This window comes from Bacillus sanguinis (genome assembly GCF_018332475.1).
GTDB classification, from domain to species: Bacteria; Bacillota; Bacilli; order Bacillales; family Bacillaceae_G; genus Bacillus_A; species Bacillus_A sanguinis.
The window spans coordinates 1-19,246 of the sequence record NZ_BOQB01000027.1 but is presented as its reverse complement, the minus strand read 5'-3'; the positions used below and the strand labels follow the sequence as shown (position 1 = coordinate 19,246).

General features: G+C 34.0%; 22 protein-coding genes, 1 pseudogene and 1 riboswitch. Of the genes and pseudogenes, 8 read left to right on the top strand and 15 right to left on the bottom strand.

Annotation, left to right across the window (positions count from 1 at the left end; genetic code table 11):
* Positions 1-24: 24 nt before the first annotated feature.
* Positions 25-1,083, bottom strand: coding sequence for an endonuclease/exonuclease/phosphatase family protein (locus tag KI369_RS04225; protein ID WP_212955128.1), 1,059 nt, complete (start codon positions 1,081-1,083; stop codon positions 25-27).
* Between the two features lie 221 nt (positions 1,084-1,304).
* A riboswitch (Fluoride riboswitch) is annotated at positions 1,305-1,364 on the top strand.
* A 54-nt stretch (positions 1,365-1,418) separates the two neighbouring features.
* Between KI369_RS04225 and crcB (KI369_RS04220) the strand changes: the two genes are divergently transcribed.
* Together crcB (KI369_RS04220) and crcB (KI369_RS04215) are read left to right on the top strand one after the other, a co-directional pair.
* Positions 1,419-1,823, top strand: coding sequence for a fluoride efflux transporter CrcB (gene crcB, locus KI369_RS04220; protein ID WP_212955141.1), 405 nt, complete (start codon positions 1,419-1,421; stop codon positions 1,821-1,823).
* Complete coding sequence (gene crcB / locus KI369_RS04215) at positions 1,820-2,176, top strand: fluoride efflux transporter CrcB (protein ID WP_212955127.1); 357 nt, start codon at positions 1,820-1,822, stop codon at positions 2,174-2,176. The genes crcB (KI369_RS04220) and crcB (KI369_RS04215) overlap by 4 nt, the downstream gene beginning before the upstream one ends.
* A gap of 27 nt (positions 2,177-2,203) precedes the next feature.
* Here crcB (KI369_RS04215) and KI369_RS04210 read toward each other — a convergent pair whose 3' ends face one another.
* The 7 genes and pseudogenes from KI369_RS04210 to KI369_RS29850 form a co-directional block, all read right to left on the bottom strand.
* Positions 2,204-2,443 (bottom strand): DUF3947 family protein, encoded by a 240-nt coding sequence (locus KI369_RS04210; RefSeq protein WP_000980969.1) that lies wholly within the window; start codon positions 2,441-2,443, stop codon positions 2,204-2,206.
* Positions 2,444-2,581: 138 nt separating this feature from the next.
* Positions 2,582-2,788 carry a DUF3955 domain-containing protein gene (locus KI369_RS04205; protein WP_212955126.1) on the bottom strand — a complete coding sequence of 69 codons (207 nt, stop codon included), beginning with the start codon at positions 2,786-2,788 and terminating at the stop codon, positions 2,582-2,584.
* A gap of 190 nt (positions 2,789-2,978) precedes the next feature.
* Positions 2,979-4,172 carry an MFS transporter gene (locus KI369_RS04200; protein ID WP_212955125.1) on the bottom strand — a complete coding sequence of 398 codons (1,194 nt, stop codon included), beginning with the start codon at positions 4,170-4,172 and terminating at the stop codon, positions 2,979-2,981.
* 5 nt (positions 4,173-4,177) lie between these two features.
* Positions 4,178-5,725 (bottom strand): ABC-F family ATP-binding cassette domain-containing protein, encoded by a 1,548-nt coding sequence (locus KI369_RS04195; RefSeq protein WP_212955124.1) that lies wholly within the window; start codon positions 5,723-5,725, stop codon positions 4,178-4,180.
* Between the two features lie 435 nt (positions 5,726-6,160).
* On the bottom strand, positions 6,161-6,676 hold the full coding sequence (speG, locus tag KI369_RS04190; RefSeq protein WP_212955123.1) for a spermidine N1-acetyltransferase: 516 nt from the start codon (positions 6,674-6,676) through the stop codon (positions 6,161-6,163).
* Positions 6,677-6,819: 143 nt separating this feature from the next.
* Positions 6,820-7,224: a phosphate-starvation-inducible protein PsiE gene (psiE, locus tag KI369_RS04185; RefSeq protein WP_000834704.1), complete on the bottom strand. Its 405-nt coding sequence runs from the start codon at positions 7,222-7,224 to the stop codon at positions 6,820-6,822.
* A gap of 71 nt (positions 7,225-7,295) precedes the next feature.
* A pseudogene (locus KI369_RS29850) lies at positions 7,296-7,403 on the bottom strand (winged helix-turn-helix transcriptional regulator); the annotation flags it as partial.
* Between the two features lie 163 nt (positions 7,404-7,566).
* Here KI369_RS29850 and KI369_RS04180 point away from each other — a divergent pair.
* Positions 7,567-7,806 (top strand): DUF896 domain-containing protein, encoded by a 240-nt coding sequence (locus KI369_RS04180; protein WP_212955122.1) that lies wholly within the window; start codon positions 7,567-7,569, stop codon positions 7,804-7,806.
* A gap of 269 nt (positions 7,807-8,075) precedes the next feature.
* The gene (locus KI369_RS04175; RefSeq protein ID WP_212955121.1) at positions 8,076-8,633 is read left to right on the top strand and encodes a cysteine hydrolase family protein; all 558 of its coding nucleotides are present in this window, start codon (positions 8,076-8,078) and stop codon (positions 8,631-8,633) included.
* A 40-nt stretch (positions 8,634-8,673) separates the two neighbouring features.
* On the opposite strand, the gene KI369_RS04170 is transcribed toward KI369_RS04175, so the two are convergent.
* Positions 8,674-9,108 carry an Lrp/AsnC family transcriptional regulator gene (locus KI369_RS04170; RefSeq protein WP_212955140.1) on the bottom strand — a complete coding sequence of 145 codons (435 nt, stop codon included), beginning with the start codon at positions 9,106-9,108 and terminating at the stop codon, positions 8,674-8,676.
* A 438-nt stretch (positions 9,109-9,546) separates the two neighbouring features.
* On the opposite strand from KI369_RS04170, the gene KI369_RS04165 reads away from it, so the two are divergent.
* The gene (locus KI369_RS04165; protein ID WP_212955120.1) at positions 9,547-10,512 is read left to right on the top strand and encodes a DUF4822 domain-containing protein; all 966 of its coding nucleotides are present in this window, start codon (positions 9,547-9,549) and stop codon (positions 10,510-10,512) included.
* A gap of 201 nt (positions 10,513-10,713) precedes the next feature.
* On the opposite strand, the gene KI369_RS04160 is transcribed toward KI369_RS04165, so the two are convergent.
* Positions 10,714-11,145, bottom strand: a complete 432-nt coding sequence (locus KI369_RS04160; RefSeq protein WP_002008929.1) for an Lrp/AsnC family transcriptional regulator — start codon at positions 11,143-11,145, stop codon at positions 10,714-10,716.
* A gap of 167 nt (positions 11,146-11,312) precedes the next feature.
* On the opposite strand from KI369_RS04160, the gene KI369_RS04155 reads away from it, so the two are divergent.
* From KI369_RS04155 to KI369_RS04145, 3 genes are all read left to right on the top strand, one after another.
* Positions 11,313-11,894 (top strand): beta-class carbonic anhydrase, encoded by a 582-nt coding sequence (locus KI369_RS04155; RefSeq protein ID WP_212955119.1) that lies wholly within the window; start codon positions 11,313-11,315, stop codon positions 11,892-11,894.
* A gap of 55 nt (positions 11,895-11,949) precedes the next feature.
* A complete protein-coding gene (gene cynS, locus KI369_RS04150; RefSeq protein WP_033665564.1) occupies positions 11,950-12,399 on the top strand; it encodes a cyanase in 450 nt (149 codons plus the stop codon).
* A 123-nt stretch (positions 12,400-12,522) separates the two neighbouring features.
* On the top strand, positions 12,523-13,803 hold the full coding sequence (locus KI369_RS04145; protein ID WP_212955118.1) for a purine/pyrimidine permease: 1,281 nt from the start codon (positions 12,523-12,525) through the stop codon (positions 13,801-13,803).
* A 134-nt stretch (positions 13,804-13,937) separates the two neighbouring features.
* Here the strand turns inward: KI369_RS04145 and KI369_RS04140 are convergent, their stop codons facing one another.
* The 5 genes from KI369_RS04140 to KI369_RS04120 form a co-directional block, all read right to left on the bottom strand.
* Positions 13,938-14,690, bottom strand: coding sequence for an iron ABC transporter ATP-binding protein (locus tag KI369_RS04140; protein ID WP_048566655.1), 753 nt, complete (start codon positions 14,688-14,690; stop codon positions 13,938-13,940).
* Entirely contained in the window at positions 14,687-15,751 is a 1,065-nt protein-coding gene (locus KI369_RS04135; protein ID WP_087959326.1) for an iron chelate uptake ABC transporter family permease subunit, read from the bottom strand. The genes KI369_RS04140 and KI369_RS04135 overlap by 4 nt, the downstream gene beginning before the upstream one ends.
* A complete protein-coding gene (locus KI369_RS04130; RefSeq protein ID WP_061679285.1) occupies positions 15,748-16,764 on the bottom strand; it encodes an ABC transporter permease in 1,017 nt (338 codons plus the stop codon). The genes KI369_RS04135 and KI369_RS04130 overlap by 4 nt, the downstream gene beginning before the upstream one ends.
* Positions 16,765-16,783: 19 nt before the next feature.
* Complete coding sequence (locus tag KI369_RS04125) at positions 16,784-17,797, bottom strand: siderophore ABC transporter substrate-binding protein (protein ID WP_212955117.1); 1,014 nt, start codon at positions 17,795-17,797, stop codon at positions 16,784-16,786.
* 422 nt (positions 17,798-18,219) lie between these two features.
* Positions 18,220-18,897 carry a response regulator transcription factor gene (locus KI369_RS04120; RefSeq protein ID WP_212955116.1) on the bottom strand — a complete coding sequence of 226 codons (678 nt, stop codon included), beginning with the start codon at positions 18,895-18,897 and terminating at the stop codon, positions 18,220-18,222.
* Between the last annotated feature and the right edge of the window lie 349 nt (positions 18,898-19,246).

Here is a 19,246-nt window from a genome sequence, read left to right as displayed (position 1 = left end):
TAAATTCCCACCTTCTGCACTTAATTACTTCAGCTTAAATACCGCACTCACTGGGTTATGATCACTATTTTCAAACTTTAAATCTTTCCCTTGTACATTTACAATCTCAACATTCGGTGAAACGATAAAGCCATCAATAATCGTGACGAAGTTTTCACCTTCTACATACTTCTTCACATCATCTCTCACCGTCATAACAGATGGGTCTACAGCCCACTTAAAGCCACCATCAGTAAAGTCCTTCGGTAACTCTACTAACCACTCAGGACGCTCTTTCACAAACTTCGGATCACTTAATTGAACGTTAGAAAGTAATTGATTCCAATCTCCGCCCATTATTACATAATCACCATTTTTATAATGCTTGTTCATATATTCTTTTAAATACTCTACTTGCTGTTTTCTAATTTTCCCGCCTTCATCATAAGCAGACAAATGTAAATTTACGAGTCTCACAAACTTCCCATTATTAACAGGTATTTTATGTTCAACAATCGCTCGATCTAAATCAAACAAACGCTTTGGCCAAGGCTCCATTCCAGGAAGCTGGAACCTCTCCGCTGTTTGAACTTTATATTTAGAAAATGTACTTAATCCAGCCTCCGCATATCCCATTGGACTTGTTATTGGAACAGGAACCCATTTTGTATCGTAGTTCTTTCCGAATGACGAAGCATAATTAGGTAATCCTTTTTTCAAAAATTCGTGCCCATTTACATCAAATGATCGAAGTGATTTTATATCCACTTCTTGTAACAACGTAAAATCACTATTCTCATTTTGCAAAAACGAAAGCATATTCTTTAAGTTCACTTCAGTCTGCTCTTTACTACTAGAACCAGAACCCTTTCCGCCATCCATAAAGAAGTCTTGATCCTTATCTAATCCAGCATAACCAATATTAAATGTTGTAACTTTAAACTCATTGTCAGGCGTTAATACACGCTCCTGATTACTTTCCACCTTTAAACTTACAACATCAGCAGGCTGTTCTTTAGTAAGTGTCATATACGCTAAAAACCCACCTACAACTCCCAATCCTACTAAAACACATATAAGTACTATTTTTAATAATTTCTTCAAATAAACGACTCCTTTTCTAAAACTATCAAATTTACTTTTCTTTATTTTCAGTCAACTAAAAATAAATTACAGACATACGAAACATTTTATCATATCAAAAACCCTATATCACTATATTTAGTTTATAAGAGGGAATTCCCTATCTTAAACCATCACAAACATACAAAACGACTCCACTTCTTCACTGGAAATTCAATGCGATTTTTAGTACACTATATGTAATAATTATAGGCGATGGAGTTCGCCTTAACCGCTGCTTAGCTAATGACTCCTACCAGTACAACTACTGGTAGGAGTCTATTTTTTTGAGCAAACTACTTAAAGAGGTGAAAATATTGATTTATATTATTGTCGGCATAGCCGGTATATTAGGAGCCCTCTCTCGTTATTATTTAGGTCTTACTATTCATACTTCATGGCATCATTCATTTCCACTTGCTACATTACTCATTAACTTAATCGGCTGCTTCTTATTAGCGTGGCTAACTACGTATGTCGCTCGGAGAAATATCTTACCTTCAGAAATTATTACAGGCATTGGAACTGGATTCATCGGTTCCTTTACGACGTTTTCGACATTCAGTGTAGAAACTGTGCAATTAATCAATCACTCTGAATGGAGTACTGCTTTCTTATATGTATCATGCAGCATACTTGGTGGTCTCATTATGTCTGCTCTTGGCTATACACTAGGTGATTTCTTAATTAAGAAACACCTTGCGGAAGGTGATCACTTATGATAGAAGCTTTATTAGTAGCAACTGGAGGTTTCTTCGGTGCTATTACACGATTTGCAATTAGCAATTGGTTTAAAAAAAGAAATAAAACTTCCTTTCCAATTGCTACATTTCTCATTAATATAACAGGCGCGTTTTTACTCGGATATATAATTGGCAACGGCGTCACTACAGGTTGGCAATTATTATTAGGTACTGGATTTATGGGTGCCTTCACGACATTTTCAACATTTAAATTAGAATCTGTTCAGCTTCTCAATCATAAAAACATTAGCACTTTCCTCCTATACTTAAGCGCTACTTACATAATTGGTATCCTCTTCGCATTTCTTGGAATGCAGCTAGGCGGAATATAAAAAAGCGACTCTTATCAGTCGCTTTTTTTATAAGAAGTAAGTCCCCCCATATGGTATGGAAAAGAAAGTAGCTGGATACACATTATAATGTACAATTTGCATTGGAATCTGTGAATACGGCATGTACTGCCCCTGCATCATTTTTGCAAATTGTGCTTGTTGCTGCATTTGAATAACTTGATTCACAGCATGAATGGTTCCCTGTGCCCCTGCCAGTGTAATAGCTGCTCCCACTTGTCTACCACTATAAAAATAATGATTCATTATGATTCAGCTCACTTATTATTTTTCTTCCATATTATATGTTTCTATTTCATAGTAGGTGTTTTAGCTCATAAAATTCCATTTGCCGTAAGCTAATAACCTATCAGACTGGCCCCACAGACTAAAGTTCTATTTTGTCTATTACTGTTTTCTCAACTTCGAAGTAATAACTCCAAATAGTAATACACCAATACCACTAAAGAACAATAAATAACTTATTGGTACTAGGAAAAAGAAAGGTTCTATAAGCAAACCATTATCCGCTACTTTACTAGTTGCCCCGTGCATTAATAAACAAGTAACTCCTAACGATAGCAGTACGATAGCTAATAAAAATTTATTTTTCATAATATATTCTCCTTTAATTTCATCATTCATTTATTTGTATTCCTTTTTACTACCATCATAATAAATTCAACAAAAATATAAGTCAATATTTTTTTATTGTTTTTCGATAAATTATTATTGATTTGTAATTTAAATAAAAGGTTTATGAAGCAACTTAAATCGCCTCACAAACCTTTTTAATCATGAATATTTACACTTCAAATCTCTTACTTACTACAACATAAATCGCACACAACAATACGAACATCCCAGCATAAATTAACAACATTTCTACACGAAACATATCAGCCAATGGGCCAAATATTATCATTCCTAAAGGAAGCGCGCATGAATTAGCGATTTGTACAAGACTAAACATTCTTCCATGCATTGAAGGTTCTACTTTTTCCTGCAATAACACGGTAACCGGTGTATTGAAGCACGGCATTGTTATACCAATTAAAAAATTAAATACTAAATACACAATAAATACCGGAGCAATTCCTAGTCCAATCATAAGCAGTCCATACAACGCACAAGCTAGCGCTGTTGTATGCATACGATTACGGAAACCACCCCACGTTGCAATCAATATGCCACCAGCTGCCGCTCCCGCACTAAAAGTCATCTCACTAGCAGTAAGTCTCCACATTTCTGCACCGAAAGAACGAGTTACCATTAAAGGAGTTAAAAAGGCAGCTGGACTTATTAAAATCATGACAATAATTAATAAAACGAGTAGCCTTTTAATCAATTCATTTTCTTTTAAATAGGCAAAGCCTTCTTTTATGCCTTGTAGATTAGATTTTTGCTTACTCTCTGCACTCACATGTCTCTCCACTTGAATGATAAACATAATACTAATTCCAATCATAGCCGTAATAACATCAATAAAAAATGTCGTTTCAATGTTAGCAATAGAAAGAATTGCAGCACTTGCTGCTGGAGAAAGAAACATAATTAAAGATGTAATACTGCTATTCATCCCATTTACTTTCATAAGATGATCTCTCGGAACGATTTGTGGGATTATCGCATTCACAGCTGGCGTTTGTACCCCTGTCCCAGCTGAACGAATGAGTAGCACTATAAAAAGTAACCAAATACTTTTATATCCAGTTAAAAATAAAACTGCTAAAACTAACGTCGCAATCGCTATAACCCCATCCGACAACATAATCATCTTTTTACGGTCATAACGATCAATCCAAACACCCGCAAATAAAGAAATCGCAATTTGTGGTAAGAAACCGCAAACGGTTGAAATGGTCAACATTAACCCTGACGATGTCGTTAAGGTGATATACCATATAATCGCGTATTGTACGAGAGATGAACCGAATAACGAAATCGTTTGAGCGGTCAAAAATAATATAATTTTCGTTTTCCAATTGTTTTCAATCATATGTTTCACACCTCCCTAACTAATCCTGTCTCTATATCAAAGATGCTATCTGCCCAATCAAGATAAAAACTTGCTTCGTGAGATACGAGTATAATACTGCCCTTAAACTGAATTAGCGCCTTTTGCAAAGCTTCCTTCGCTTCTGCATCTAAATGATTTGTCGGCTCATCTAAAATTAAGAAGTTACAAGGTGATAGCAATAATCCGCACAGTTTCACCTTCGATTGTTCACCACCACTTAACATACGAATTTCTTGCGAAACGTGCGTATCCTTCACGCCACACGCAGCTAAATGATGGCGTATTTCCTTCATATTTAGTTTAGGAAACTGTTCTGAAATAATTTGAAGCGGCGTTAAAGAATCATTGCTCCAATTTAAATCTTGCTCATAATATCCAATCTTTATTTGCTCTGAGAAGTGAAACCCTCCAGAAATACTAGCAATATTTCCAACGATTGTTTTTAATAAAGTAGATTTCCCCACTCCATTGAACCCTGTAATAACAAGTTTTTGCCCACCCATTACTGAAAAATTCAATTTTGGTAAGAGAGCAAAATCGTAACCAACTTCAAGGTTATTTACTTCGAGAACTGTCTGAACAGAAATAGGAAGTTCCTGAAAATGAATAAACGGTTTATGAGTGAAACTTGGCGGGGCAATTCTTTCCATACGTTGCAACTGCTTTCTACGCCCTTGTGCTATTTTTGAATTCACTCCAGCAATATTTCTACGAATATACTCTTCCGTTTTTTCAATTTTCTTTTGCTGTGCATAGTATTGGCGAATATAATCTTTTCGCAAATGCTCCTTTTGTCTTACAAAATCTGAGTATTTGCCGTAATACTTCTTCACCGTTCCAAACTCTACATCACATATGCAAGAAGTCACTTTTTCTAGAAAATCAAAATCATGTGACACGACAATAAACGCCCCTTCAAAATTCACTAAATAATTAGCAAGCCATTCAACATGCTCTTTATCAAGAAAGTTTGTCGGTTCATCTAGTAATAAAATATTAGGCTCTTCTAATAAAAGCTTTGCTAAAATTACCTTTGCCCGTTGTCCTCCACTTAATTCGCCAATAACACGATCCATCCCAATAGCATCAATACCTAAACCGGCTGCCACCTTATTTATTACGCTATCTACTGAATAAAAATCGCGACCCTCAAGCTGCTCTTGTATTTCAGCTGCTTTCAATAGTTGATTCTCATCTCCAGTCATCGCACTTTCTTCATATAACTTATTCATTCTCTTTTCCATTTCAAACAAATCAGAAAAGGCTCGCTTTACATATTGTGAAATGGTATAGCTCCCATCAATTTCTGCATATTGATCAAGATGTCCAATTTGAATATTAGGTTGCCACTTAATGCTCCCCTTATCGGAAATAATTTCTCCCACCAATATTTTCATTAATGTACTTTTTCCTGCACCATTCTGTCCAACAATCCCCATATGTTCTCCTTTATGCAAATCAAAAGAAGCACTTTCGTATAATACTTTATCTATAAAACTATGTGATAAACTTTCAACTTTAAGTAAACTCATTTTTATTCCTCTTTTCCTGAAATTAAAAAAAGCAGAGAGATAGCGTCATTCGACACTAGCCCTCTGCTTCGTGATTTTTCCCATACTACTCCAATTTACAGTAAAAGCTCATTGGAATAATATACACAAAGGGCCATAGACAAAGCATTGTCTATGGCCCCTTAATCTATTTATACATCAGCTGAAAAACCATAACCAAATAAGCATAGGTAAACTATACTTTTTCGAAAAGTTATTCAGCCGATGAATATAGGGGATTTATACCCCTTGATTAAGCTCCGTACAACGCTTCACCGTATACATTTGTGCGGAGCAAAGTTTTCTAATGAGTTTTACAAATTTTATATAAAGCATGTTCTGCACCTTCCTTAATACTTAAAAGGGATTTTAGCACACGGTTTTATGAAGCGTCAACATTAATTCCAAATTATTCAACTACTTATTTTTAAAATATTCCTTCTGGAACATACACATTCTTATCGCATTATGATAGTTACCATCAACGAAAAACTCGTCTAAAAGCTCGCCTTCCACCATAAATCCAACTTTTTTATACACATGGACTGCTTTTTCATTTTCCTTATCCACCACTAAATAAATCTTATGCATATTTAATACAGAAAAAGCGTAATCCATCGCTAAACGCGTCGCTTCCGCTGCATAACCATATCCTTGATAATTCGGATCAATAATAATTTGGAATTCCGTTCTACGGTGAATATAATCGATTTCTACTAACTCAACTAATCCAACCATTTCATTATCTTTTTCCACGATAAATCGGCGTTCACTTTGATCATGTATATGTTTATCGTATAAGTCTTGCAGCTCCACGAATGCCTCATACGGCTCTTCAAACCAATACGACATAATATGTGCATTATTATTAAGTTCGTGTACAAACTTTAAATCTTCTCGCTCTAATGGACGCAATTTCAATTCCTGATTCATTTCTATAACCTCCAAAGTAAAAGAAACCTCTTCACTTAATTTCTCAATTTTTTTCAATTTCAAACGCCCTATTTACATTGTAAACCTTCAAGTAACTTTAAGGTCAAGATATAAAAAAGTAGTGCAAACTTATGTCTGCACTACTACTCTTTTCTCAAATCTCTCATATTTGATATGTATAAGGCAATAACTAAAACAAGAATCGCTCCTGCGTATAATAACGTCTCCATCGGTTCCTCATGAGATACGATAATTAATCGAATTAAAGCCGTAATTCCGATATAAATAAAATAACGTAATGGGAAATGATAGTTCGATTTAAAATACTTAATAATTAATGCAATGAACTCGAAGTATAAGAAATAGACGATAATACTTTCAACCAATTTATATGACGTATACTTCTTCGCTGAAAATATGTATTGAATAAAAGTAATCGTCTCATTAATTAAAAAAATAGATAAGACAATGGATAATATAATTAGCGCTATATTTAATATCCACTGTAAAACACTCGCGATAAAATGATCAATATTAAACGACTTCATGTTCTCTTTTAGCTCCCCTTCGTGTAGGTACTTATTTATTATAGCAAAATTATACTTACAGAAGTGTTAAATCAAATATGATCGTCCTCTTTCACTATCACTTCACCATTAGGATATTTATGCTCAATATAATCGCTGCCCCAATCGCAAAGTACTTTTAAACCTTGTTTTAATGATTGCATTAGGTAAAGCAAAAGATTCAGGATTCCCAACAGTTCGATTAACTGTAGATGAAGTAACTTGTTGGAATAGCCAGTTTTAATCACCGTGTTTATCGCACTTTTGGAGTGAGAGTACGATAAACACTATTCATTAAACTATGTATGGAAAGACGGGAAAACAATGCTTGAAGTTTTAAAGCGAATTAATGAACTAGCTCAAAAACAAAAAGAAGAAGGTTTAACAAAAACAGAATTAAATGAGCGTATGGAATTATGCGAGAAATACCTTCAAATAATTCGCGGCCAAATCCACACCACTGTTACAGGATTAAAAATATTAGATCCTTTAGGAAATGACGTGACACCTGAAAAATTAAAAGAACAACAAAAGCTATCACTAAAAATCGATAATAACGCATGAAAATAAAAAGAACTTTTGTTACTTAATGATTCGTCTAGGTGAACATATTATTAGATGGATCATTAAGTTAACATACACTTTCTATTTCTACATCAAAAATCTACAAACAAATTATCCCCATCTTTTCTTTGTATCCTTTATCTTTTTCATAATGAAACTATATACATCAAAATCGTTTCACGACGTTATTACTTCCACATAGTTGCACTTTATATAATAACGGTACAGTACAACTAAAGTGCTGAATCAATAAGTATGGGGGAATAACGATGAACGAAGCGTTACTATTAGTAGACATACAAAATGATTACTTTGAAGGCGGCAATATGGAATTACATCAACCTGAAAAATCCGTTCAAAAAGCAAAGGAAGTATTGAGGTTATTTCGTGAAACACATAAAACAGTTATTCATGTACAACATATTGCGAACAATGAAGGAGCTACTTTCTTCTTACCCAACACATTAGGTGTTCAAATTCACGATGATGTTCAACCGATTGCTAATGAAAGAGTTATACAAAAACATCACCCTAACAGTTTTTTAAGAACTAACTTATTACAAACATTAAAAGAAGAGAAAATAGACCAACTAGTCATTTGCGGTATGATGACTCATGTATGTATTGATGCAACAGTACGCGCTGCCAGTGATTTAGGATTTCAATGTGTTGTAATTGAAGATGCTTGTACAACAAAAGATTTAGAATTCCAAGGAAATCTAATCCCCGCAGTACACGCTCATCAATCGTTTATGAGCGCATTAGAGTTTGGTGATATTTATGCAAAAGTTATGTCAACAAACTGTTTTATAAACAAAAGAAAATAAAGAATTACAGTTCCATATGAAAAAAGAAAGGATAAATCTCTTATTCTTTCTTTTTTTCAATTGTCTTAATGACAGTATTTATACGATAATCACCATAATGTAAAACATCTGCAAGAGTCTCTTCTAATTGCTGATGCGAAGAGGTATGAAGAATCATGATATAACACCCATCGCCACTTATACGATACATTTCAGTAATTACGTCCGTTTTTATGAAAAAGGTTTGAATTTGATTATGATAATGTGGTGCATGCAAAAATAGCGTAACAAAGGTCATGATAGATCCTTCCAGCTTAGCTCTGTCGATATCTATCGTATATTTTTGAATGACACCTGCCTCTTCTAATTTATTAATTCGTTTCCCAACAGCCTGGCCAGTCAAATGTACTATCTCTCCGATTTCCTTCCAATTCATCCTAGCATTTTCTTGTAGTAACTGTATAATTTTAAAATCTGTTGAATCAAACATAGCCATCCCCTTCCTATATGAATCAACTTCTATAAACTTTTCATTTCCCCTACAGTTTTGCTCAAAAATTTTGCAATATAATTGATTAACCATATTAGGAATTCCATTATTAATCTGGTTAACGGCGTCCCTTTTCTTTACAATATGTCTTTGAGTTACCTGTAGAAACCAAGTATTTAAAAGAATAATACAGCAAAGTAGCGGTTGTTTTTTATAAATATGAAAATTTTTTAGGAATTAGTTTATCTTTTTTTAATGTTTTATTTAGAGGCAGTTTATACTCGAGGATTAACATAATAAACGTAGCAAATAAGTTCATTGATTCAGCCCGAAGCTTTTCATATAACAAAATTTTAGAAGAACGAACTGCTACTATAATCACAAACTGTACTACTTAAAGCCATGTGAATAACATGAAAATTATAAAATGAGGAGACGATAAAAATGAACAAAAAAACGAAAACACTATCATCTATATTGCTCGGATTCACATTAGCACTAACAGGGTGTGTTGGTACTAAAGCTGAAGAAAATCATAGTAAGCCGAAACAAGAACAAGTTGCTAAAGAAACAAAAAAGGAAAATAAGTTAACGAAAGGCCAAAAAATGGCTAACATTCTTAGCGATACAAATTGGCAAGGTACAAAAGTATACGACAAAGATAAAAATGATGTAACAAAAGAGAATGCAAACTTCATTGGTCTTGCAAAATATGATGCAAAGTCTGGAAGATATGAATTCTTTGATGCTAAAACAGGTGCAAGTCGTGGCGATAAAGGAACTTTCTTTATCACAAATGATGGTAAGAAGAGAATATTAATTTCAGAATCAATGAAATATCAAGCTGTTGTTGACATGAAAAAGCTAAATAAGAATGTATTTACTTATAAACGAATGGGGAAAGATGCTAACGGTAAAGATGTAGAAGTCTTCGTTGAACATGTTCCATATAAAGAAAACGAGCTTTCTTTCACTGATCCGGACAAGCAACTGAACACGACTACAGGCGATATCGTTAAAAACATTGATGGAGATAAAATTTTAGGTGGAACCCTTTGGCACGGAACAAAAGTATTAGATGAAGCTGGTAATGACGTAACACAGTTTAATTCAAATTTTATTAGTCTAGCAAAATTTGATGACAAATCTAATAAATATGAGTTCTTCAATAGCGAAACAGGTCAAAGCCGTGGTGACTATGGCTACTTCGATGTTTTACACGAAAATAAAATAAGAGCTCATGTTTCACTTGGAAATAATAAATATGGTGCCGCTCTTGAACTTACCGAGTTGAATAAGAATAAATTTACGTATAAAAGAACCGGTAAAGATCAAGCTGGTAAGGACATAACTATATTCGTTGAACATGAGCCTTATAAAAGTGATATGAAACCACAATTTAGCTTTTAAAAACATTTTATTACAAATCCTGTACTGAGCTACAGGATTTTTTTAAGGCGAAATTATTTATGACTCCCTTAAAAAAGCCTTACTACACATAAATTGTAGTAAGGCTTTGACTATTTAAGATAAACATTAAACGACTTCATTATCTCTATACAAATAAAGTGTAGCAAATAATGTTACCATCCCCTCCAAGGAAAAGAAACCTTATTTCAACTTTCCTATTGATAAGTTAACACGATAATTCCCGTATTTTAATAGTCGTCCTAGAAAGTTATCTAAGTCTTCATTGGAAGCAAAATGTGTTTTTAATAAATAACACCCCTCACCACTTATACGGTGTACTTCAGAAATCCCTTCTTCTCCTTGAAAGAAATTCATAAACTCTTGGTGATTAGCTGTTGTTACGAATAAAGTAACAAATGCAGTCACTACTTGTCCTAATTTGATTCGGTTTATTGCGATTGTGTATTGCTCAATAATCCCTAAATCCTCTAATCTTCGAATTCGGTTTCCTACGGCCTGCCCCGTCATATGTATTTTTTGGCCAAGCTCTTTCCATTGTATTCTTGAGTTTTCTCCTAATAATTTCAGTATCTCAAAATCTGTTTGATCAATAATATAAACCAATCCTTTCACCGTGAAAGTAGAAAGCCCGAAAGTGTTTCGCCAACTTATTCTGCTTATCGATACAATTCACTATACTTAGTTTATCCTCTTACATCACATTATTTATCAGTTATATTTACTTATAACACAGAGGACGCAACAAAAAAATACATCTAGATTTAAAGGAGGTTACAAATATGTTATTACAAGAAATTCTATCGTTCAATGAACATTTTGTAGAAAATAAAGAATACGCTCCTCGTGAAGCGACGAAAATGCCTAAAAAACGTATGGTTGTTGTTTCTTGCATGGATGCTCGTTTAATTGAGCTACTTCCAAAAGCTTTAGATATACACGATGGTGATGCAAAAGTTATCAGAAATGCAGGTGGTAAAATTGCTTCTGCTTTCGATAGTGTTATGCAAAGTGTTGTAGCGTCAGTATACGATTTAAATGCAGATGAAATCTTCCTTATTGGACACCATAGATGTGGTGCGAGCCAAACGAATCCAAAAGGAACCCTTCAAAAAATATTAGATCGCGGAGTAGCTTCACCAGAAATTTTATCAGCAATTGAATATGCTGGTATTGACCTTGAAAAATGGTTATTCGGATTCGATGATGTTTGCGACTCAACGCAAGCTAATGTTGATTTAGTAAGAAATCATCCACTTATCCCAAAAGATGTTCCTGTACATGGTTTAGTTATTGACCCTCACACAGGTAAATTAGATGTATTGGTTGATGGATATAAAGCGTTAAATAGTGAAACAAAATAATAATTATTACGTACATGAAGGGAAGTTATGAGACATGAAAAAACAAGTATTAGATATGAATAGACAAGAAGCTACGCAAAAAATTTTAGCGGCAAAAATTAAAAAAGGGTTAACTTGGGAAGAAATTGCAAAAGTAAGTGAAAACTCTGAGACTTGGGTTGTAACAGCGTTATTAGGACAAGCTACAATGACACGTCCAGAAGCAGAAAAAATCGGTAAACTATTAGAATTAGATGAAGAAGTAGTTCAAGCATTAACAGTAGTTCCACTTCGTGGCCAAGTAATGGAAATGCCTCCTACTGACCCGATTGCATATCGTTTATATGAAATGATGTTACAATATGCACCAACTATTAGAGAATTAATCTTAGAAAAAGCCGGCGAAGGTGTAATGAGTGCAATTAACTTCAACCTAGGTGTGGATACACAAGAAGATCCACAAGGTGGCGACCCTCGTATCGTCATTACACTTAATGGGAAATTCTTACCATTCCGTACATGGTAAATAATTTAAAAATTCATCTATATATTTAAAGTAATTTTATAGATTTACAAAATCCATCCTTTCTAACTGTGTAGAAAGGATGGATTTTAACTATGAAATTCTTTTTGGGCAAAGGAGATTAATATGAATAAAAAATACTTTGATACGAGCTTTAGTATTCTACAGTGGTTTGTTTTTTTATTAGCAAATGCAATTGCATTACCTATAATTATTGGTAGCATATTCCATTTACCAATAGAAGATATCTCAACATTAATGCAGCGAACTTTTTTAGTTGTAGGATTAAGTTCATTTATACAAGCATGGTTTGGGCATCGTTATCCTATTGCGGATGGGCCAGCCGGTTCATGGGTAAGTATATTTGTCATATTGGGACAAGTCGCTATGCACCAGGGACAAAGTGCAAAAGACGTGTTGCAACTTTTAGAAGGCGGATTAATTATTACAGGTATATTACTCTTCATTCTTGGTATAACAGGGCTTGTTCATCGAATCTTACGTTTATTTACCCCTTTAGTTACAGGAACTTTTCTTTTAATCTTAGCACTTCAGCTTAGTGGTGTGTTACTAAAAGGCATGATGGGATTACAAGGATCTGCAACTCATCCTGACTATACAACAGCTACTATTGCGCTCTTTGTTTTTGCCCTTATTACTTTCTTATCAATTAAAGGGAAAGGATGGATGAAAAGTTACGCTGTATTACTTGGAATTTCATGCGGTTGGCTTTTATATGCAGTATTAGGAAAATCATCTCATATACCTTCGCACACAACGCTAGTTAAGTTACCAGAGATATTTGCTTGGGGTACACCTAGATTCGATATTGGAATGACTCTAACTGCAACTTTATTTACATTTCTTTTAGTTGCAAATACAATCGCTGCTATTTCGGCTGTAAAACAAGTGGCTCCGTTATCTAAAGAAGATGAAAAGCAAACACTGAACCGTGGTGTATGGGTCGGAGGTATATCACATATTATCTCGTCGTTGTTCTCTACAATTGGAATTGTACCATTACCTGCATCGGCAGGATTTATCCAACTAACAGGACAAAGAAAAGTGAAGTCGTTCCTTATAGCAAGTCTTATATTAGCGGGTATTTCTTTTATCCCCTCAATTGTAAGCTTTATATCCTTGCTACCAGGACCTATTGCTAATGCTGCACTTTTAGCAACATTTGTCCAAGTCATAGGCATTTCATTTCAATCCATTTTACGCGAAGAATTAAATCAACGCCGATTCACTATATTAGGAATTTCATTATTAATCAGTTTGGGTATAATGTTTCTTCCAGAAAGTGCATTTAGCGGAGTTCCTTCTTCCTTAAAATATGTTTTAAGTAACGGATTACTCGTAGGTACTATGATCGTTATTTTGCTAGAACAGTTTTGGAAAGAGTAAAATTTATAACTAAGTAAAAAAGCGCCCTGCTTACAGGGCGCTTTTTATACCTAATGACTAATACTGGCAGTTGGGTATAATGTTGTTCCTCCAATTGAAACTTTTATTTCAATTGTTAATAGGAAATTTTGTAACTAATAAACAGCAATTGGTCCATAAGGGCCCTTAATAATCTCTATTTTTGTTTCAAAAATATCTGTCAAAAGTGTTGGGTCCATAACTTCTTCTACTGTTCCAAAAGCAGCAATTTGTCCATCTTTCATAGCACAAATTTTATCAGAGTATTTAGCTGCAAAATTTATGTCATGCATAACAGTCAAAATTGTTCTTCCAAATTCATTAGCCGCACGTCTCAAATGCTCCATCATTTGGACAGAACGAGCAACATCAAGGTTGTTCAGAGGCTCGTCCAACAGCACATATTCAGTCTCTTGGCACAATACCATAGCTACATATGCCCTTTGTCTTTGACCACCAGAAAGCTCATCTAAATATCTATTCTCTAAATTAGTTAAATCTAGGAAGTCGATATATTTAGAAATAATAACTTCATCCTCTTTAGTTAATCTTCCCTTTGAATACGGAAAGCGTCCAAATCCAACTAGTTGTCTAACAGTAAGCCTCGTTACAAAATGATTTTCTTGTCGCAATATAGTCAAAACTTTTGCTAAGTCTTTTGATTTGGATTCAGAAACATCCATATTCGCTACTTGGATTTGACCTTCATCCATATCCAAAAGTCTACCAATCATCAAAAGTGTCGTTGACTTTCCAGCCCCATTCGGTCCAATTAAAGAAGTAAAGCCCGCTTTTGGTATTTCAATATCCAAAGGTCCTATTTTCACCTTATCAGTATAGAACTTTTTAACATTATCAATTTTTATCATAAAGCCCTCTTCCTTAAAACTATAGTTAAGAATATGATTCCACCAAATAATTCAATAATAACTGAAACTACACCTTGAGCATGGAATACATGATACATTAAAAAGTATGCACTCGTCATTATTAAAAATCCTATAGCAAAAGCCATTGGGAAAATATATCTATGATCATAAGTTGACGCCGCCTGATAACTCAAAGTTGCTACTAAAAAGCCGTAGAACGTAAGTGGCCCAATTAGAGCTGTTGAGATAGACATCAAAATAGCTACTAATACAAGCGTATAAATGACACTAGGTTGATATTTAACTCCAAAAGAAGTAGCAACATCCTTCCCTAATGACAAAACATTCAACTTCTTAGAATGAGCAAAAATTAATACTGCTACAATTATAATCATGGGAATTACAATAGGAAAATATGCAGGGTCTGCATGATTAACAGAACCAAATAATCTCGCTTGTAAAATATCAAATTCTGAAGGCGCAAGTAGTTTTCTCATGAAAGTTGACACAGAATTTAGCCCGGTACCAATAATAATTCCAACTAAAAGCATAAGTTGTAAATTCCCGTATTTACCGGAAAGTAACCATCCATAAAGTATCAAACTCATGAAGACCATCACAACAACTTGAAATAAAAATGATCCAATTCCATTAAAGTTTATTAATGCACTAGCACCAAAGAAAAATATTGTACTCGTTTGAATTGCTGAATAAAGTGATTCGAAACCTAAAAGTGAAGGAGTAATAATCTTATTATTCGTAATAGATTGGAACGCAACTGTCGCCAAGCTATGGCAAACTGCAGCAATAATCATTGCAACGATAGCTACTATCCTTCTCTGAACAACTGGGATAAAAGAAGGTGAATCTATCGGAACTGGGTTGTTATAAACTAAAAGTCCATATGAAGAAAGGAGACCTAAAGCAATCAATGTTATGAGTAAAATCCAATAACGTCTTGCTTCCTTCTTAGAACGAAAAGCACTAGCTGATCTACTTGCATTATGAAGGCTAGAATCGATTTCGACATTTTCTTTATTTTTATATTCTAATGTGATCATCGCAGCCTCCTTGGTTTTCTTTGTCTCAATAGAATAGTAATAAACACGACCGCTCCCACTGTTGCAAGTATTAAAGAAACAGGGACTTCAAAAGGCTTTATAATTGTTCGAGAAATGATGTCACAGGCAGTGATTGTCCCCATTCCAATCACACAAACCCAAGGTAAATTACTTCTAAGATCATCACCTCTAAACATGGAAACAATATTTGGCACAATTAATCCTAAGAAAGGTAAGTGTCCAATAACAGCTGCAACAATTCCAACAGCAACAGAGATAAGAGCAGTCCCAAAAAGAACAATTCTATTGTAATTAACGCCAAGGCTTGTTGCGACATCTTCTCCTAGTCCAGCTAAAGTCAATCTATTCGCATACATAAAAATAAGCAAAGTAATGATAACAATTAGCCATAAATATTCATATCTTCCCACCTGAATGTTAGCAAATGAACCTACAAACCAAGTTTCAATACTTTGCGTCATTTGAAAAAGGAGTCCCAAAAAAGTAGACACTGCAGAAATAACTGCTCCAAGCATCAATCCAATAATCGGAACAATTAAAGATGAGCGAAGCTTAACTCTTCTTAAAAATAGAAAGAAAATCATAGTTCCTATAAAAGAAAAAATGATTGCACCAGTCATTCTTTGAACTAAAGTCGGGGCAGGAAATAGTAAATACACAAAAAGCAGGCCTAAGCCTGACCATTCAATCGTCCCCGTTGTAGTAGGTTCAACAAAGCGATTTTGTGTAATGAGTTGCATGACGAGTCCTGCCATCGCCATTGCAGCTCCAGTAAGCATTAATGCAACTGTTCTCGGAACACGAGTGATGAAAAACATCTCCATTCCATCCTCTTGTCCACGTATATCATAAACTCCAGTAAACAGTGATATAATCCCTAAAATTATAACAACTATAACCGCTATTATAAAAGGTTTTGTCCATATTTTATTGTGATTATAAAACTGGGGTTGAGAAATATTCTCAACCCTAGAAATCATATTTTTTGACACTGTTTCGTACCCCTTTACACTACTTAGCTAAAGTTTTTGCAAGATTTCCAAATAACTCTACATAAGTCTGAATTGATTCATTTGTGTAAGTATCTTCTGGTGCATAAACAACTTGTTGTTTAGAAACAGCAGTTGTGTTTTGAAGAGCTGGTGATTTAGAAATAACATCCTTAGCAGGTGTTGACTTAGCTGCATCAGATGTTGCAGCATCACGATCTAATACGAAAAGCCAATCAGGATTTGTTTGTGCAATAGCTTCAACAGAAACGTCATCACCTTTATGACCTGCAGTAGAATTAGATACTTCTAATGCTGGAGTCCAACCGAAAATGTCATACATTGGTCCCCAAACACGACCAGAGTGCGGCGCAGCAAAGCCAATATTTCCACCAGTAACGATAACACTCATCACTTTATCTTTTCCGTTATAAGCAGATTTTGCTTTTTCAATAGATTTATCAAAATCAGCTACTAATTGTTTAGCTTCTTTATCTTTAGCAAAGATTTTGCCTAAAGTAGTTGTAGAGTCTTTAAGTCCTTTTACTAAGTTTTCTCCAGGCTTAGTAGCCTTCTCAGAAACATCAAAATTAAGATCAATAACAGCTGCATCTGGCACTAATTTTTTGATTTCTTCGTAATGATCAGCAAATCTTTGACCAACGATTACAAGTTCAGGGTTTGCCGCTGCAATAATTTCAAGATTTGGCTCACGGTGATTCCCAATATTTTGAACTTTTTCATCCTTTTTATATGCTGAATCTGCAGGCATGATATCCTTTGGAGCAGCCGCTAATTTAATTCCCCAATCAGCTAAAGTTTCAAAAGTTCTATTATCTAAAGCAACTACATTCTTTGGATTTACAGGAACAGTAACCTTTCCATGTGCATCAGTGATTTCAACCGTTTTTGGCTTATCACCACTATTATCTTTAGTAGCCTTCGAAGTTTCTTTACCTGAATCTGAGCAAGCTACTAACATTAAAGTGAAAATTGCTAGAATACTTACTAATTTTAAAAGCATAGTTTTTTTCATACGTATACTCCTTATTATGTAATTTAGTTCGAAAATGATAAAGTCCATAGATTAAATTAGATAGTAACTTTTATACATCTAAATTGCTATTGATAATCATTTTCATTTGAACATCCTGATAATAAGTATAGTCGTTAATTATGTGAAAATCTTGTGAATGGTGTGAATTCATAAAATCAAGATCAAAAAGTAATATGTGAAGTCAGGCATGTTGGTTTACCTTCATTAAATACTTTCTCAACGAATGAGAGAGAGAGAGAGTCCTCCCTCCACAATAACTAATAGATAAGCGACTTCCCTTACAAAACACACCCATTAATAGCTAATATTTCTCAGAAACTATTTGAATATCATATTTAATAAAAAAATGAGTAAAACTGAATGTAATAGTTTTACTCGTTTTTTCTATTATCTTATTTTTATCAATCAACCATTGAATAGCCTCTACCATGTATCGTTTGAATATATCTGTCTTTCTTCTCACATTTTAACTTTTTTCTTACATACCCAATATATAAGTCTACTACATTTGGATTTACTACTACGTTATATCCCCAAACCTGATTCAAAAGCATTTCACGGCTCAATATTGTATTTTTATTTTTGATTAAAAATAAAAGTAAATCGTACTCACGCTTCGTAAGCGAGAGGGTTTTACCATCTTTTTTCACAATATTGCTAGATGCATCAACAAAGAGATCTTTAAACTGAAAAAAGTTTATCTCATTTTGCTGATTATAGTCACTTCTTCTTAAAATAGCTTGAACTCTTGCTACTAATTCTTCTTTCACAAATGGTTTTCTAATATAATCATCTGCTCCTGCTTGTAACCCCGCTATGCAATCCTTGCTAGAAATGTTATCAGTCACAATAATGATTGGTGTCGTTTTAACAAGTCGTATTTGCCTGCAAATTTCTGGTCCCGATATACTTAATGAATCCCAATCCAATATGATAATATCCCAATCTTGTTCATATACTATATTTAAACCTTGGTTTTCATTGTGAAGTTTTAAAATGAAATAGCCTTCTTGCGTTAGACCGCTTACGATTTTCTTCGCTAAAGACCTTTCATTCTTAATTACTAACACCTGCTTCACCGATGGTTCACCTCTACTTCAATATAACTTAGTTACATAAAAATTATCTCAAAAAAATATTTTACGATTTATAAATATGAAACCCCTAAAAAAAGCCATTATAACAGCTTATTAGGAGAACCCTATATAATCTTACAATAGATATGGATAAAAACACAAAACATATGAAGATTTAAATACATGTTGTTTAATCATTAAGGGGTACCTCTCCTTCTCCATCAACATAAGCATTTTATAAAACTACAAAACAAAATACGATATTTTTTCTATTACTTTAAATCTAGAAATCAAATCACTCTGGAGTTTTCTGAATATTATGGGAGGATGTAAATACTGTGAACACAGTATA

Coding starts and splice junctions, on each gene's coding strand:
- crcB (WP_212955127.1), top strand. CDS start 1,820: ATGATAGAAGCTTTATTAGTAGCAACTGGAGGTTTCTTCGGTGCTATT.
- KI369_RS04205 (WP_212955126.1), bottom strand. CDS start 2,788: ATGAAAAATAAATTTTTATTAGCTATCGTACTGCTATCGTTAGGAGTT.
- KI369_RS04200 (WP_212955125.1), bottom strand. CDS start 4,172: ATGATTGAAAACAATTGGAAAACGAAAATTATATTATTTTTGACCGCT.
- KI369_RS04195 (WP_212955124.1), bottom strand. CDS start 5,725: ATGAGTTTACTTAAAGTTGAAAGTTTATCACATAGTTTTATAGATAAA.
- speG (WP_212955123.1), bottom strand. CDS start 6,676: ATGAATCAGGAATTGAAATTGCGTCCATTAGAGCGAGAAGATTTAAAG.
- psiE (WP_000834704.1), bottom strand. CDS start 7,224: ATGAAGTCGTTTAATATTGATCATTTTATCGCGAGTGTTTTACAGTGG.
- KI369_RS04180 (WP_212955122.1), top strand. CDS start 7,567: ATGCTTGAAGTTTTAAAGCGAATTAATGAACTAGCTCAAAAACAAAAA.
- KI369_RS04175 (WP_212955121.1), top strand. CDS start 8,076: ATGAACGAAGCGTTACTATTAGTAGACATACAAAATGATTACTTTGAA.
- KI369_RS04170 (WP_212955140.1), bottom strand. CDS start 9,108: ATGGCTATGTTTGATTCAACAGATTTTAAAATTATACAGTTACTACAA.
- KI369_RS04165 (WP_212955120.1), top strand. CDS start 9,547: ATGAACAAAAAAACGAAAACACTATCATCTATATTGCTCGGATTCACA.
- KI369_RS04155 (WP_212955119.1), top strand. CDS start 11,313: ATGTTATTACAAGAAATTCTATCGTTCAATGAACATTTTGTAGAAAAT.
- cynS (WP_033665564.1), top strand. CDS start 11,950: ATGAATAGACAAGAAGCTACGCAAAAAATTTTAGCGGCAAAAATTAAA.
- KI369_RS04145 (WP_212955118.1), top strand. CDS start 12,523: ATGAATAAAAAATACTTTGATACGAGCTTTAGTATTCTACAGTGGTTT.
- KI369_RS04140 (WP_048566655.1), bottom strand. CDS start 14,690: ATGATAAAAATTGATAATGTTAAAAAGTTCTATACTGATAAGGTGAAA.
- KI369_RS04135 (WP_087959326.1), bottom strand. CDS start 15,751: ATGATCACATTAGAATATAAAAATAAAGAAAATGTCGAAATCGATTCT.
- KI369_RS04125 (WP_212955117.1), bottom strand. CDS start 17,797: ATGAAAAAAACTATGCTTTTAAAATTAGTAAGTATTCTAGCAATTTTC.